Here is a 14,630-nt window from a genome sequence, read left to right as displayed (position 1 = left end):
GTTCTGCAACCTGGGCGTCTGTCAGACGTTCAGCCGGTCAGGCCGGAAAGCGCAGCGCGTTGGTCAGGTCGCCCATCGGCGCCTGTCCGCGTGCCACCATGGCGTCGTCCCGCTCCTTGAGCCCGTCCAGCGTTTCGAGGCCATGCACCCGGGTGATCAAGCGCAGGATCGAGGCGGTGTCGTACACCGTGTGATCGACCGTGCCCTTGCGCGCGAACGGCGAAATGACGATGGCCGGAATTCGCGTGCCAGGCCCCCAACGGTCGCCTTTGGGTGGCGCCACGTGGTCCCACCAGCCGCCGTTTTCGTCAAAGGTGACGACCACGACCATGTTTTTCCATTGCGGGCTGTTGCGCAGCACTTTAATCGCGCGGTCGATGTGGCGATCGCCCGAGGCGACATCGGCGTAGCCTGCGTGCAGGTTGAGGTTGCCCTGAGGCTTGTAGAAGGTCACGGCGGGCAGCTTCCCGGCCTCGGCGTCCGCCAGGAATCTGTTGGTGGCCGACTCGTCGCCCAGGCCACCATCGCGCAGGCGTTTCGCGCGCTCCTGCGGATGGTCCGGGCCCTGGTTCTTGAAGTAGTTGAATGGCTGGTGGTGGTACTGGAAGTTGGGGATCTTGGGGATGCCTGCCGAATCCTTGTACTCATCCAGCGTGACCTGCCAGGCGCCGGCGTACCAGGCCCAATCGACGCTCTTCTTCGACAGTTTGTCGCCGATGTGATCGTGGGTCTGAGGCACCAGCACGTTGGCCAGGTTTGGCTGCGAGTATTCAGGTTTTTCCTTGTCCCGCAGCCAGGTCGGCCAGTAGGGCGGGGCCATGGTGTTGACCGCGTAGCCATCGGGGGTCAGCAGGCTGGGGCCGAACTGGGGAGGGCCGGTCATGGCGCTGGCCGGGGATTTTTCCAGAGGTTTGAGGCGGTAATCCAGCGGATCGCTGCTTTCCAGCGTGGCGATCTGCGATTTCGCAGGGGAGTTGGCCGCATCCGGATAGAAGGGCGCCCTGGCCGAAATCAGGTACTGGTGATTGAGGAAGGAGCCGCCGAAAGCGCCCTGGAAGAAGTTGTCGCAGAGTACGAACTCCCGGGCGACGTCCCACAGGCGCAGGGAATATTGTGTCTGGCTGTAATGGCCCATGGTCAGGCTGCCGGAATCGGCCCAGGCCACGAAGCTGTCATTCTTGCCGCCGTTGATCTGCATCTGGTTCTGATAGAACACGTGCCACAGGTCACGGGTGACCACGCTCAGGGGCAGGTCCTCGCCGCTCGGGCCTTTGAGCGCGTAAGGGGCGTTGGGCAGGTTTTCCTGGTATTGCACGCCGGTGGCATAGGTCACGCCGTCGATACTTTGCGGGCCAATCTGGCACACGCCGCCCCAGCAGGACGGCAGGCTCTCCAGGACTTTGCCGTCACGGTCGCGCTGGCGGTAGTCTTCGGGCTTGACCGCCGACAAGGGTTTTTCAATGCCGGGAAAGTTGGCGAACAGGTTGTTGAAGCTGCGGTTTTCGGCGTAGATCACCACGATGTTCTTGATGTTGTCCTGCAGGGCCTTGTCCAGCGCAGGTCCCGTCAGCGCAGTTTCCAGGGCGCTGGCCTTGCCGTCGGTGCCGGTTTCACTGGCGGCCACCACACTGCTGACTGCGGCGCCAGCGCCGAGCACGGCCACGCCGCCGAGGAATCGGCGACGGCTGGTGTCAGACGGAGAATCCGATGAATCAAGGCTGGCGGACGGCTTGGACGGGTCTTGTTCTTTGTCGCTCATCACGGCTCCTGCTCGCTGGCATAAATGTGTTACCAAGTATGTCGAGGGAGCCTAATCCCGCAATGTGACGTTAATGCTACAGCTTGAATGGGGCGGTCCAGAGCGGTTGGGAGTTGGATGCCTGGGTGTGATGGTGGCCTCTGGATCGCTCCCGCCGGCAAGCCGTGCTGCTACGGGCTGGGAGCTACGGGCTTGGGGGCAGGCCGGTCACGGTGTTGTAGCGCGCCGTGATGCGGTCGATTTCTCCGGACATGCGCATGCGCAACAATACCCTCATCAAAAGCTGCGCCGGGACGTTGCTGTCATTGCGTACTATGCAGCCCACCGGCTGCTCGTCGATGACCGCGACGCTGCGCAATTTCTGCTCCTGGGGCAGGTTGCGGTTGAACCAGTCCAGTGACCACTGGTTGGCGACCGCGTAGTGATAGCGGCCGATCAGCAGCTTTTGCAGCACCTGGTCTTCGCTGCGTGCGTCTTCGCGCAGCAGTCTGCGAGTGTCGAACGCCGGTTGCAGGGTAGGGTAGGCGTAGCCCAGCACGGTCCCGACCACTTCATTGTGCAGTTGGGCGGGGTCCGCCGGCGAGGCGTTGTCAGGAGTGCTGATCAAGAGGTCGCGCTGCACCAGCAGCGGCAGGCTCCAGGTCACGTCCCCGGATAGGGTGGGCATCCAGGATTGTGCGGTGTAGCAGCGCACATCGATCTGGCCTTGCTCAAGCGCCCGCTGCACGCGGTTGATCGACAGCACCCGAAACTGCGCGGGCTGCCCGGCGTGGCTGGCCAGGCTGCGCATGATGTCGACCATGATCCCGCCTGTCGCCTGATGGTTCACCACCTGCGCCATGGGCATCGACCAGGAATCGGCGACGGCGAACCGCAGCGGCACAGGCTCGGCGCGAAGGGGCCCGCTCATCAACAGCAAGGCGCTCAGTGCCAACAGACGCATAGGATCCCTCAGTGTGTCCATGACATGGCGGTTTGGCATCGGTGGCAGTTTAGCGCCAGATGATTTAAATGCGCGCGGGCAAATCGTCCCGGATGCAATTTTGCCCCCGCTCCGCTAGCATTAGCGGTCTTCCGCAACCCAGTCGCGACGGTTTTCAATGAGTTATCAGGTTCTTGCACGTAAATGGCGTCCGCGCTCGTTCCGCGAAATGGTCGGCCAGACCCATGTGCTCAAGGCCTTGATCAACGCGCTGGACAGCCAGCGCCTGCACCATGCCTATCTGTTCACCGGCACGCGCGGGGTCGGCAAGACCACCATCGCGCGGATCATCGCCAAGTGCCTGAACTGCGAAACCGGCATCACCTCCTCGCCGTGCGGCGAATGTTCGGTGTGCCGGGAGATCGACGAGGGGCGTTTCGTCGACCTGATCGAAATCGACGCCGCCAGCCGCACCAAGGTCGAAGACACCCGCGAGCTGCTGGACAACGTGCAGTACGCGCCAAGCCGCGGTCGCTTCAAGGTCTACCTGATCGACGAAGTGCACATGCTCTCCAGCCACTCCTTCAACGCCTTGCTCAAGACGCTGGAAGAGCCGCCGCCGTACGTCAAGTTCATCCTGGCGACCACCGACCCGCAGAAGCTGCCCGCGACCATCCTGTCGCGCTGCCTGCAGTTCTCCCTGAAAAACATGACGCCGGAGCGTGTGGTCGAGCACCTGACCCACGTCCTGGGCGCCGAAAACATTCCGTTCGAAGACGACGCCCTGTGGCTGCTGGGCCGTGCAGCCGACGGCTCGATGCGCGATGCCATGAGCCTGACCGACCAGGCGATTGCCTTCGGTGAGGGCCGGGTGCTGGCCGCCGACGTGCGCGCCATGCTCGGCACCCTCGATCACGGGCAGGTGTATGACGTACTCACCGCGCTGATCGATGGCGACGCCCGCAGCCTGCTCGAAGCCGTGCGTCACCTGGCCGAGCAGGGCCCGGACTGGAGCGGCGTGCTGTCGGAAATCCTCAACGTGCTGCACCGCGTGGCCATCGCCCAGGCGCTGCCGGATGGCGTCGACAACGGCCATGGCGACCGCGAGCGAGTGCTGGCCCTGGCCCAGGCGCTGCCTGCCGAAGATGTGCAGTTCTATTACCAGATGGGCCTGATCGGTCGTCGTGACCTGCCCTTGGCGCCGGACCCTCGCGGCGGTTTCGAAATGGTCCTGCTGCGGATGCTGGCGTTCCGCCCGGCCTATGCCGAGAACGCGCCGCGACAGCCGTTAAAGCCAGTGGGGATCAGCCCGGCCACGGCTGATTCCCAGGCAGCGGTGGCCCCTGCTGCACCGGTCTCGTCCACGCCCGCGCCTGCACCGGCTTACATGCCGGCGCCGGTTGCCGAGCAGCCTGCGACGGTCATCGAACCCCCCGCGCCTGTGCCTGCGCCCGCCGCCAAGCCTGTCGAAGACCTCGACCTGCCCTGGAATGAGCGCGCGCCTGCTGCTGAGCCCGAGCCGGTTGCGGCGCAGGTCGCCGAAGACATCCCCGAGCCGGTGCTCGACACCGTGGCCGAGCAGCCTGACCTGACGCCGATGCCTGCCCCCGCACCGGCCAGCCCCGTGCCGGACGCGCCGGAAGTGGAGTCGCCCGAGCAGGTGCAGGCCGCGGCCGAAGTGGTGACGCCGGCCATGCTCGAACACGTGCCCGACGCCGTGGCCTACGTGCCTGCGCCCATGGACCGCGATGACGAGCCGCCACCGGACGACGACTATTACGAACCGGACGTGGACATCGACCCCGCGTCGTTCGCCTATCTGGATGACCTGGCCCATGACACCGTCGAAGCGGTGGAGAAGGAGCCGGAGTTGCTGCCAGCGGCGGAGCCCGCGACCGGCCTGGCTGCCGAGTGGCTGGAGCTGTTCCCGAAACTGCCGGTATCGGGCATGACCGGGAGCATCGCCGCGAATTGCACGCTGATCTCCGTCGATGGCGACAACTGGCTGCTGCATCTGGACCCGGCCCACAGCGCCTTGTTCAACTCCACGCAACAGCGCCGCCTGAACGATGCGTTGAACCAGTATCACCAGCGCACGATCAACCTGAGTATCGAGCTGATCAAGCCATTGCAGGAAACCCCGGCCCAGGCGGCTGCGCGCAGGCGTGCCGATCGTCAGCGTGACGCCGAGGCGTCGATTCATGGCGATCCGTTCATCCAGCAGATTTTGCAACAGTTCGGTGCCAGCATCCGTGAGGATACGATTGTCCCGGTGGACAGTCCGGCGGCCTGAACCCTTTAACGACCGCGAGGCGCTAAGCTGATTTGGCGCCACGCAAAGACCCCAACGACTTTCGAGGAGAATTCCCATGATGAAAGGTGGCATGGCTGGCCTGATGAAGCAGGCCCAGCAAATGCAGGAAAAAATGGCCAAGATGCAGGAAGAACTGGCCAATGCCGAAGTGACCGGCCAGTCGGGCGCAGGTCTGGTGAGCGTGGTGATGACCGGTCGTCATGACGTCAAGCGCGTGAGCCTGGACGACAGCCTGATGCAGGAAGACAAGGAAATCCTGGAAGACCTGATCGCCGCCGCCGTCAACGACGCCGTGCGCAAGATCGAAGCCGCCAGCCAGGAAAAGACCGCCAGCATGACCGCCGGCATGCAACTGCCGCCAGGCATGAAGCTGCCGTTCTGATCCGGCGACAAGTGCGTCACCAAATGCCAGGCCCAGTGCCTGGCATTTTTGTTTGTGGTAATTACCGATTTCGTGGCGTTCCCATTACCTGTAGGAGCGCGCTTGCCCGCGACGGCGTCAGGTCAGAGACACATGGATGGCTGACACACCGCCGTCGCGGGCAAGCGCGCTCCTACAGGCGGGCGCAGGGTTTATGATATGTGTCATATCGGCCTGCAGATCCAACCGAACCCCTCCTGACCGCCACGGTCTGCTTTCTATAGCCATTCAAGGAGCCGCGCCTCATGTCGCAAGAACTGATCCTCAACCAACGCATCGTCCTGGCCTCCCGCCCGCAGGGGGCGCCGGTGCCCGAGAATTTTCGTCTTGAGCGCGAGGCATTGCCTGACCTGCAGGACGGCCAGATTCAACTGCGCACCCTCTACCTGTCCCTCGACCCCTACATGCGCGGGCGAATGAGCGATGCGCCATCCTATGCCGCGCCCGTGGAGCTCAACGCGGTCATGGAAGGCGGGGCGGTGAGTGTGGTCGAGCAGTCGCTCAACCCGGCATTCAAGGTGGGCGACCTGGTGGTCGGGCAGACCGGCTGGCAGACCCACAGCATCTCCGACGGCAAGCAACTCTTGCCGGTACCCAAGGACCTGCCCAGCCCGTCGATGGCCGTCGGTGTGCTGGGCATGCCGGGCATCACCGCCTACATGGGCCTGATGCACATCGGCCAGCCCAAGGCCGGTGAAACCCTGGTGGTGGCCGCAGCGTCCGGCGCGGTGGGTTCGGTGGTCGGCCAGGTCGCCAAGCTGCATGGCCTGCGGGTGGTGGGCATCGCAGGCGGGATCGACAAGTGCCGCTACGTGATCGATGAGCTGGGTTTCGACGACTGCATCGACCACCGCAGCCCACATTTCGCCGAGCAACTGGGCGAAGCCTGCCCCAGTGGCATCGACATTTATTTCGAACTGGTGGGCGGCAAGGTTTTCGAGGCGGTGATCCCGCTGCTCAACCAGCATGCGCGGATTCCCCTGTGCGGCGTGATCGCCCAGTACAACGCTCAAGGTCAGTCCGATGGCCCGAACCAGCTACCGCTGCTGATGCGCACTTTGCTGACCAAACGTGCGCGGATCCAGGGCTTTATCGTCTATGAGGAGTACTACCATCGCCTGGACGAATTCATGCAGGCCATGGTGCCGCTGGTGAAGGACGGCAAGGTCAAGTTCCGTGAAGACGTGGTCGAAGGCCTGGAACACGCGCCTGATGCGTTCATCGGTCTGCTGGAAGGGAAGAACTTCGGCAAGCTGGTGGTCAAGGTGTCCTAAGTGATTTGACGCTGTCCGGAGGCGCGGGTATAAACCGCGTCTCGTGTTTTTGTGAGATTTTTCTTCAATGAGCTTCAGCCCTCTGATTCGCCAGTTGATCGATTCCCTGCGCATTCTGCCGGGCGTGGGTCAGAAAACCGCCCAGCGCATGGCCTTGCAGCTGCTCGAGCGTGATCGCAGTGGCGGTTCGCGCCTGGCGCAGGCGTTGAAGCAGGCGATGGAAGGGGTCGGGCACTGCAAGCAGTGCCGCACGCTCACCGAAGACGAACTCTGCCCGCAATGCTCGGACCCGCGCCGCGATGACACGCTGCTGTGCGTGGTGGAAGGGCCGATGGATGTGTACGCCGTCGAGCAGACGGGCTTTCGCGGACGTTACTTCGTGCTCAAGGGGCACCTGTCGCCCCTCGACGGCCTGGGCCCGGAAGCCATCGGCATTCCGCAACTGGTGGCGCGCATCGAAGAGCAGGGCACGTTCAGCGAAGTCATCCTGGCCACCAACCCGACGGTCGAAGGCGAGGCCACCGCCCATTACATCGCCCAGTTGCTGGCCAACAAAGGCATGGTCACCTCCCGCATCGCCCACGGCGTGCCGCTGGGTGGCGAGCTTGAGTTGGTGGACGGCGGGACGCTGGCGCATTCGTTTGCGGGGCGCAAACCGATCCAGCTCTGACAGATACACCGCCGTCGCGGGCAAGCGCGCTCCTACAGAGGCGATGCACCCGTAGCAGCACGGCTTGCCGGCGGGAGCGATCTTGAGGGCGCTCCCGCCGGCAAGCCGTGCTGCTACGGGACGGATGACGCAATACGGGCGTGGTTCGGGCTTGGCGTTGTTACTTATCGGTCAACGCAAACTGCGTCAGGCAGAAAGTCGGGATTTCCATGTCTTGCAGGCGCTGCGAGCCGCCCAGTTCCGGCAGGTCGATGATCGCGGCTGCTTCGTGAACCTTGGCGCCCATGCGGCGGATCAGGCTGGCCGCAGCGATCAGCGTGCCGCCGGTGGCGATCAGGTCATCGAACATCACCACCGAGTCGCCGTCGCACAGGCTGTCGGCGTGCACTTCCAGAAAGGCTTCGCCGTATTCGGTCTGATAACCTTCGGCCAGCACGTCCGCTGGCAGCTTGCCTTGTTTGCGGAACAGCACCAGTGGCTTGTTCAGCTCATAGGCCACGATGGAACCCACCAGAAAGCCCCGCGCGTCCATGGCGCCGACGTGGGTGAAGTCCGAGTCGATGTAGCGTTGCACGAAGCTGTCGATTACCAGGCGCAGAGCCTTGGGCGACTGGAACAGCGGAGTGATGTCACGAAAGATGACGCCGGGCTTGGGAAAGTCCACCACAGGGCGGATCAGGGATTTGAAGCTGAATTCGTCGTAAATCATAAAAGTCCCGGGCAGACGGTTGGCACAAAGGTGCCAGTTTAAGCCCGCCCGGGATGAATCGCCATCAGCTTTCCAGCGAGCCGCCCGCCAGCGCGCACAGCGCAATAGGGTCAAGAATGTGGATTTCCTTGCCCTCGGCGGCGATCAACTGGTTCTGCTGGAAGCGGGTGAACACCCGGGAAACCGTTTCCACGGCCAGGCCCAGATAGTTGCCGATTTCATTACGCGACATGCTCAAGCGGAACTGATTGGCCGAGAAACCCCGGGCCCGGAAGCGCGCCGAGAGGTTGACCAGAAAGGTCGCGATGCGCTCGTCGGCAGTCTTTTTCGACAACAGCAGCATCATTTGCTGATCGTCGCGGATCTCCCGGCTCATGACCCGCATCAACTGGCGGCGCAACTGCGGCAATTGCACCGAGAGTTCGTCCAGATGATCAAAGGGGATTTCGCAGACCGATGTCGTCTCCAGCGCCTGGGCCGACACCGGATACGCCTCGGCGTCCATTCCGGACAAACCGACCAGTTCGCTGGGCAGATGAAAGCCTGTGAGTTGCTCTTCGCCACTGTCGCTCAGGCTGAAGGTTTTCAGGGCGCCGGAGCGCACCGCATAGACCGAATCGAAGCCGTCGCCCTGGCGGAACAGGAACTCGCCTTTTTTCAACGGGCGGCCGCGTTTGACGATTTCGTCCAGCGCATCCATGTCCTCAAGGTTCAGCGATAGCGGGAGGCACAATGGCGCCAGACTGCAATCCTTGCAGTGAGCCTGGGTATGAGCGCGGGTTTTGACTGGCTCAGACATCGGAAAAATTCCTTGTGAAGAAACACACTTGAATCGTAAGGGTATCCCACGTGCCAATCCCCCGGCTAGCACATGCCCTCCATGGCGCGAACGTGGTTCCCACTGCGGATACAGAAATTTCCTATATCACTCTCGAAAATCTCTGACGGTTTTGCTGGCTCAGGTAGGCATCGAACACCATGCAGACAGAGCGCACCAGCAAGCGACCTGCGGGTTGCACCTGGATGCCCCGGGTGTCCAGATGGATCAGCCCGTCGCTGGCCATGCCCAGCAGTTGTGGCCACACAGCATTGAAGTAGTGGCGAAAGTCGATACCGAAGGCCTGCTCGATGGAGGCGAAGTCGAGATTGAAGTGGCAGATCAACTGGGCAATCACTGCGCGGCGAATGTGATCGTCGGCGTTGCACACCAGGCCCCGGTGGATTGCCAGTTGATCGCCTGCCAGCAGGTTCTGGTACTCGGCCAGGTCACTGGTGTTCTGCGCGTACAGGTCGCCGATCTGGCTGATGGCCGACACGCCCAGGCCAATCAGGTCGCAGTGGCCATGGGTGGTGTAGCCCTGGAAATTGCGTTGCAGCGTGCCTTCCTCCTGGGCGATGGCCAGGTCATCGTCGGGCAGGGCGAAGTGGTCCATGCCGATGTAGCGGTAGCCGGCTGATGTCAGTTGGTCGATGGTGCGCTGGAGCATGTCCAGCTTGTGTTCGGCGCTGGGTAATTGCGCGGTGTCGATGCGCCGCTGGGGCATGAAGCGTTCGGGCAGGTGCGCGTAGTTGAACACCGACAGGCGATCCGGTTGCAGGGCGATCACCTCGTCCACGGTGCGGGCGAAACCTTCCGGGGTTTGCAGCGGCAGGCCATAGATCAGGTCAATGTTCACCGAACGAAATTGCAGCGTGCGTGCGGCTTCGACAATGGCGCGAGTCTCGGACAGGCTTTGCAGGCGGTTGATCGCCCGCTGCACCAGCGGGTCGAGGTCCTGCACGCCGAGGCTGACGCGGTTGAAGCCCAGTTCGCGCAACAGGCCCATGGTCGACCAGTCCGCTTCGCGAGGATCGATCTCGATGCCATAGTCGCCAGAGTGGTCATCGAGCAAATTGAAGTGCTGGCGCAGGTGGGCCATCAACTGGCGCAGTTCCACATGGCTGAGGAAGGTCGGCGTGCCGCCGCCCAGGTGCAGTTGCTCGACCTTCTGCTGGCCGTCGAGGTGGCAGGCGATCATGCGGATCTCCTGCTGCAACCGTTGCAGGTATTGCTGGGAGCGGCCGCGGTCCTTGGTGATGACCTTGTTGCAGGCGCAGTAGTAACAAATGTTGGCGCAGAACGGCACGTGCACATAGAGCGACAATGGCCGCGATTGCTTGCGGCTTTCGCGCAGTGCGTGAAGCAGGTCGAAACCGCCGATCTGGTTATGGAATTGCACCGCAGTGGGGTAGGACGTGTAACGCGGCCCTGTCAGGTCATAGCGGCGGAGGAGTTCAGAATCCCAACGAAGGTCGTCGAGCATGCGGGCATTCCCGAAAAGGCTGGCGGTGCCGGCAGTTTAGGGAGTGCCCGGGCGGGTTTTATTGATCTGGATCAATGTCCGGCGGATGCCCGGTCAAACGACGCCGTTGGGCAGATCAATTGAAAATCGCGTCAGCCCCTCGCCCGACTCGCAGCGGATTGTGCCGCCATGGGCCTTGATGATCGACTGGGTGATGGCCAGCCCCAGGCCCGCGTGCTCGGTGCTCTCGTGGCGCGCGGGGTCGGCCCGGTAGAAGCGGTCGAACAGGCGCGGCAGGGTCTCGGCGGGAATCGTCGGGCCGGTGTTTGCGATGCTGATCCGCACTTGGGCAGCGTCCGAATCCAGCCGCACCGACACTCGGCCCTGGGGCGGGGCGAAGCGCAGCGCGTTGTCCAGCAGGTTGGACAGGGCGCGCCGCAGCATGGGGCGGTCACCCAACAGGCTGGCCTCGCCCTCGCGGCTCAGGTGCACCTGCGCGTCTTCGGCCAAGGGCAAAAAGAATTCCAGCAGTGCGTCGATTTCCTCCGCCAGTTGCAGGCGTTCGCGATGGGGGTTCAACAACCCGTGTTCGGCCTTGGCCAGGTACAGCATGTCGTTGACCATCTGCGCCATCCCTTGCAGCTCCTCCAGATTGCCCAGCAGCGCCTCGCGGTACTGCTCAAGATCGCGCGGACGGGTGAGGGTCACCTGGGTGTGGGTCAACAGGTTCGACAGGGGCGTGCGCAGTTCGTGGGCGATGTCGGCCGAAAACGCCGACAGCCGCTGAAAGGCATCGTCGAGGCGGATCAGCATGGCGTTGAACGCCTGGCTCAACTCGGCCAGCTCCGGCGGCATGTCGGTCTGGGGCAGGCGAGTGGTCAGGGAGCTGGCAGACACGCTGGCGGCCACCTCGGTCATTTGCCGCAAGGGGCGCAAACCGCTGCGTGCCGCCCAGGCGCCCAATAGCGCGGTGGCCAGCGCCGAGAGCCCGACCGTGAGCCAGATCAGCCGTTGCATGCGCTCAAGAAAATGCTGGTGATGGGTAATGTCCAGCAACAATGTCAGCTGCGGCGAATCGGGCTGACCGGGCTGCAGGTCAAGGCTGTAGGCGCGGTAGGAAACGCCGTTGTCGCTCAGGGTATGCAGCCCTGTGCCAAGGCTGTGGCTGGTCATGGTCTGCGGCAGGCTGTCGAACCAGACGTCGCCGTTGGGGCCGTGCACCCGCAACGCCAGGCCCGGCGAGTGGGCGAGTTCGCCGAGCAGCGCGGGCTTGTGCTCATTCAGTTGATCGACGCTGCTGGCCCCGGCCATGGCAGCGCGCAAGCCCGGCAACTTGCTGTCGAGCAACTGCCGATCCAGTTCGATGAAGTGGCTTTGGCTGGCCTGGCTGAACAGCACGCCGGCAGTCAGCGAGACCACGGCGGTGCAGGCGGCGAACAGCAATGCCAGACGGTTGCCCAGTGAGATGCGCCTGAACATCAGAGACTGCGCTCTTCAAGCACATACCCCATGCCGCGCACGGTGTGGATCAGTTTGTTGGGGTATTCATCGTCGACTTTCAGGCGCAGGCGGCGAATGGCGACCTCGATCACGTTGGTGTCGCTGTCGAAATTCATGTCCCAGACCTGCGAGGCAATCAGCGACTTGGGCAGCACTTCGCCCTGACGGCGCAGCATCAGTTCCAGCAGGGCGAACTCCTTGGCGGTGAGATCGATGCGCTGGCCATTGCGCTCGACCCTGCGCCGCAGCAGGTCCAGACGCAGGTCTGCCAGTTGCAGATGGGTTTCCTGGCTGGTGCTGCTGCCGCGCCGCAACAGGCTGCGCACCCGGGCCAGCAGTTCGGAGAAGGCAAAGGGCTTGATCAGGTAATCGTCGGCGCCCAGTTCCAGCCCGCGCACGCGGTCTTCGACGGCGTCGCGGGCGGTCAGAAACAGCACCGGGGTGTCCAGCCCTGCGCTGCGCACCGCTTGCAGGATCTGCCAGCCATCGCGACCGGGCAGCATCACGTCCAGGATCAGCAGGGCGTAGTCGCCGCTCAGCGCCAGGTGCTGGCCGGTGATGCCATCGGCGACCAGTTCGGTGTTGAAGCCGGCTTCGCACAGCCCCTGGCGCAGGTACTGGCCGGTCTTGGCTTGATCTTCGACGATCAGTAGTTTCATGGGTGGCTCAAGGTTCGTGATCACGTGGGGCAAGGGCGCTTTATAGCGCGAGCGGGGCAGGCCGCGGCGAAGCTTACAAAGTTGTAATCTTGCGGTCAGCTGATTGCCAGTGGCCCGGGCCTATCTTAAGGTCATCGATTGTCGTTGACTGGAGAGATTCATGTTCGCTCGTTTGACCGCTGCAGCCGTGTTGTTGGGTGTGAGCCTGTCGTCGCTGGCCTCCCCCGGGGCGCATTTCGATTTCGGCCATGCCGCGAAGGCCGACCAGGCCACCCGCACGGTCGAGCTGACCCTGGGCGACATGTATTTCGAACCCAAGGCGCTGACCGTCAAGGAAGGCGAAACCGTGCATTTCGTGCTGGTCAACAAGGGCAACCTGCTGCACGAGTTCAACCTGGGCGATGCCGCGATGCACGCGGCCCACCAGCAGGAAATGCTCAAGATGGTCGCCAGTGGCATGTTGACGTCCACCGGCATGAAGCATGACGCGATGCCGGGCATGGATCACGGCGAGCACGGCATGAAACATGACGATCCCAACAGCGTGCTGGTGGAACCGGGCAAGACCGCCGAGCTGACCTGGACCTTCACCAAGGCCACCGACCTTGAGTTCGCCTGCAACATTCCCGGCCACTATCAGGCCGGAATGGTCGGCAAGATCGCTATCGACAAATGAGTCAGCGACAATCAGGCGCTGAAAGCGCGGGACAAAACCTATAGACTTGGCGGTCAGGATTTTTCGATCAGCCATTCATATCCGTTTTCAGGTCCCGCCATGCATCCCGCAGCCGAACACTCGCCGCTGGGCAAGTCCAGTGAATACATTTCCACCTACACGCCGTCTCTGCTGTTCCCGATCCCGCGCACTGCCAAGTGGGCCGAACTGGGGCTGACCGCAGAGACGCTGCCGTATCAGGGCGTCGATTTCTGGAATTGCTACGAGCTGTCCTGGCTGCTGCCGTCGGGCAAGCCTGTGGTGGCCATTGGCGAGTTCTGCATCCCCGCCGATTCGCCGAATATCATCGAATCCAAGTCGTTCAAGCTGTACCTGAATTCGTTGAACCAGACGCCGTTCGCTTCCAGTGATGAACTGGTCGCGGTGCTGGAGAAAGATCTGTCGGCAGCGGCGGGCAAGCCGGTGGGCGTGCGGGTTCGTTCGCTCAAGGACATCGAGGCGGACGGCATCGTGGCGGTGCCGGGCGTGTGCGTCGACGAGCTGGCCGTGAGCATTTCCAGCTACGACCGGCCACAGCCGGAGCTGTTGCGTAGTGACGAGTCGCGCGTGGTCGAAGAAGCGCTGCACAGCCATCTGCTCAAGTCCAACTGCCCGGTCACCAGCCAGCCTGACTGGGGCACCGTGGCGGTGGAATACCGTGGTGCAGCGCTGGATCATGCAAGCTTTCTGGCCTACATCGTCAGTTTCCGCCAGCACTCGGATTTCCACGAGCAGTGCGTGGAGCGGATCTTCATGGACCTGCAACGCCTGTTGAAGCCGGAGAAACTGACCGTGTATGCGCGTTATGTGCGCCGTGGCGGGCTGGACATCAACCCGTACCGCAGCACCGAGAAGCTGACGCTTGAGAATGGGCGCCTGGCGCGCCAGTAGAATTTGCCCACGATCGCGTAGGAGCGCGCTTGCCCGCGATTGCGCAGGGTCATTCAACCTTGCGTCGCATGACACACCGCCATCGCGGGCAAGCGCGCTCCTACGGGGTGGTGGGGCAAGGGTCGCGGATCCGGCCCGGCAGGATGATCATTCCCACGCGGAACGTGGGAACGATCAGGGCAGGGTGGTGGAGCGGTGTTTACGGATCAAATCCCGATATTGCCCAACGTTTGCACAATGTTGCGCAACGTGCCGGCGATGGTCGGGTGATCGACTTCGAATCGTTCCACGGCCAGGTTCACGCCGTCGGCCAGGCTGTTGTCCTGGGTGGCGGTTTCCACGGCGATCTCGGCCTGGATCTGGGCCATCAAGGCGTGCAGGTCTTCGCGTTCTGCTTCAGTCAGCGGTGGGTTCTGATCCAGTTGCTCGCGCAGGGTGTCCAGTTGTTCTTGCAGTTCGCGGGCGGGCATAGCGTGCTTCCTTCTCGAATAGTCTCAGCATGGACAACGATGCC

At 63.0% G+C, this 14,630-nt stretch carries 14 protein-coding genes; 6 read left to right on the top strand and 8 right to left on the bottom strand.

Annotation, left to right across the window (positions count from 1 at the left end; genetic code table 11):
• Nucleotides 1-37 precede the first annotated feature (37 nt).
• The gene (locus ACIPO9_RS12705) at nt 38-1,759 is read right to left on the bottom strand and encodes an acid phosphatase (protein ID WP_400781248.1); all 1,722 of its coding nucleotides are present in this window, start codon (nt 1,757-1,759) and stop codon (nt 38-40) included.
• Nucleotides 1,760-1,943: 184 nt separating this feature from the next.
• Nucleotides 1,944-2,702, bottom strand: coding sequence for a substrate-binding periplasmic protein (locus ACIPO9_RS12700; protein ID WP_400781246.1), 759 nt, complete (start codon nt 2,700-2,702; stop codon nt 1,944-1,946).
• A 157-nt stretch (nt 2,703-2,859) separates the two neighbouring features.
• On the opposite strand from ACIPO9_RS12700, the gene dnaX reads away from it, so the two are divergent.
• From dnaX to recR, 4 genes are all read left to right on the top strand, one after another.
• A complete protein-coding gene (dnaX, locus tag ACIPO9_RS12695; RefSeq protein WP_400781244.1) occupies nt 2,860-4,974 on the top strand; it encodes a DNA polymerase III subunit gamma/tau in 2,115 nt (704 codons plus the stop codon).
• 76 nt (nt 4,975-5,050) lie between these two features.
• A complete protein-coding gene (locus tag ACIPO9_RS12690; protein WP_062385680.1) occupies nt 5,051-5,377 on the top strand; it encodes a YbaB/EbfC family nucleoid-associated protein in 327 nt (108 codons plus the stop codon).
• 284 nt (nt 5,378-5,661) lie between these two features.
• Nucleotides 5,662-6,690, top strand: coding sequence for an NADP-dependent oxidoreductase (locus ACIPO9_RS12685; RefSeq protein WP_400781242.1), 1,029 nt, complete (start codon nt 5,662-5,664; stop codon nt 6,688-6,690).
• A 67-nt stretch (nt 6,691-6,757) separates the two neighbouring features.
• Entirely contained in the window at nt 6,758-7,360 is a 603-nt protein-coding gene (gene recR / locus ACIPO9_RS12680) for a recombination mediator RecR (protein ID WP_400781240.1), read from the top strand.
• A gap of 160 nt (nt 7,361-7,520) precedes the next feature.
• Here the strand turns inward: recR and ACIPO9_RS12675 are convergent, their stop codons facing one another.
• The 5 genes from ACIPO9_RS12675 to ACIPO9_RS12655 all read right to left on the bottom strand — a co-directional run bounded on the left by ACIPO9_RS12675 (nt 7,521) and on the right by ACIPO9_RS12655 (nt 12,510).
• On the bottom strand, nt 7,521-8,069 hold the full coding sequence (locus tag ACIPO9_RS12675) for an adenine phosphoribosyltransferase (RefSeq protein WP_274133675.1): 549 nt from the start codon (nt 8,067-8,069) through the stop codon (nt 7,521-7,523).
• A 64-nt stretch (nt 8,070-8,133) separates the two neighbouring features.
• Nucleotides 8,134-8,868 (bottom strand): fumarate/nitrate reduction transcriptional regulator Fnr, encoded by a 735-nt coding sequence (gene fnr / locus ACIPO9_RS12670; RefSeq protein WP_274133676.1) that lies wholly within the window; start codon nt 8,866-8,868, stop codon nt 8,134-8,136.
• 121 nt (nt 8,869-8,989) lie between these two features.
• Entirely contained in the window at nt 8,990-10,372 is a 1,383-nt protein-coding gene (hemN, locus tag ACIPO9_RS12665; protein ID WP_400781239.1) for an oxygen-independent coproporphyrinogen III oxidase, read from the bottom strand.
• Nucleotides 10,373-10,465: 93 nt separating this feature from the next.
• Nucleotides 10,466-11,830 (bottom strand): heavy metal sensor histidine kinase, encoded by a 1,365-nt coding sequence (locus tag ACIPO9_RS12660; RefSeq protein WP_400781236.1) that lies wholly within the window; start codon nt 11,828-11,830, stop codon nt 10,466-10,468.
• Nucleotides 11,830-12,510, bottom strand: a complete 681-nt coding sequence (locus tag ACIPO9_RS12655) for a heavy metal response regulator transcription factor (RefSeq protein ID WP_400781234.1) — start codon at nt 12,508-12,510, stop codon at nt 11,830-11,832. The genes ACIPO9_RS12660 and ACIPO9_RS12655 overlap by 1 nt, the downstream gene beginning before the upstream one ends.
• A gap of 160 nt (nt 12,511-12,670) precedes the next feature.
• On the opposite strand from ACIPO9_RS12655, the gene ACIPO9_RS12650 reads away from it, so the two are divergent.
• Entirely contained in the window at nt 12,671-13,186 is a 516-nt protein-coding gene (locus ACIPO9_RS12650; RefSeq protein ID WP_400609404.1) for a plastocyanin/azurin family copper-binding protein, read from the top strand.
• A gap of 99 nt (nt 13,187-13,285) precedes the next feature.
• Complete coding sequence (gene queF, locus ACIPO9_RS12645; RefSeq protein ID WP_400781232.1) at nt 13,286-14,116, top strand: NADPH-dependent 7-cyano-7-deazaguanine reductase QueF; 831 nt, start codon at nt 13,286-13,288, stop codon at nt 14,114-14,116.
• Nucleotides 14,117-14,322: 206 nt separating this feature from the next.
• On the opposite strand, the gene ACIPO9_RS12640 is transcribed toward queF, so the two are convergent.
• Nucleotides 14,323-14,586, bottom strand: coding sequence for a DUF4404 family protein (locus tag ACIPO9_RS12640; RefSeq protein WP_274133682.1), 264 nt, complete (start codon nt 14,584-14,586; stop codon nt 14,323-14,325).
• Between the last annotated feature and the right edge of the window lie 44 nt (nt 14,587-14,630).

It is taken from the genome of Pseudomonas sp. NPDC090203 (assembly GCF_044746765.1).
Taxonomy (GTDB): domain Bacteria; phylum Pseudomonadota; class Gammaproteobacteria; order Pseudomonadales; family Pseudomonadaceae; genus Aquipseudomonas; species Aquipseudomonas putida_AD.
Note: the sequence above shows the minus strand (reverse complement) of the source record. Positions and strands in the feature narration are given on the sequence as shown.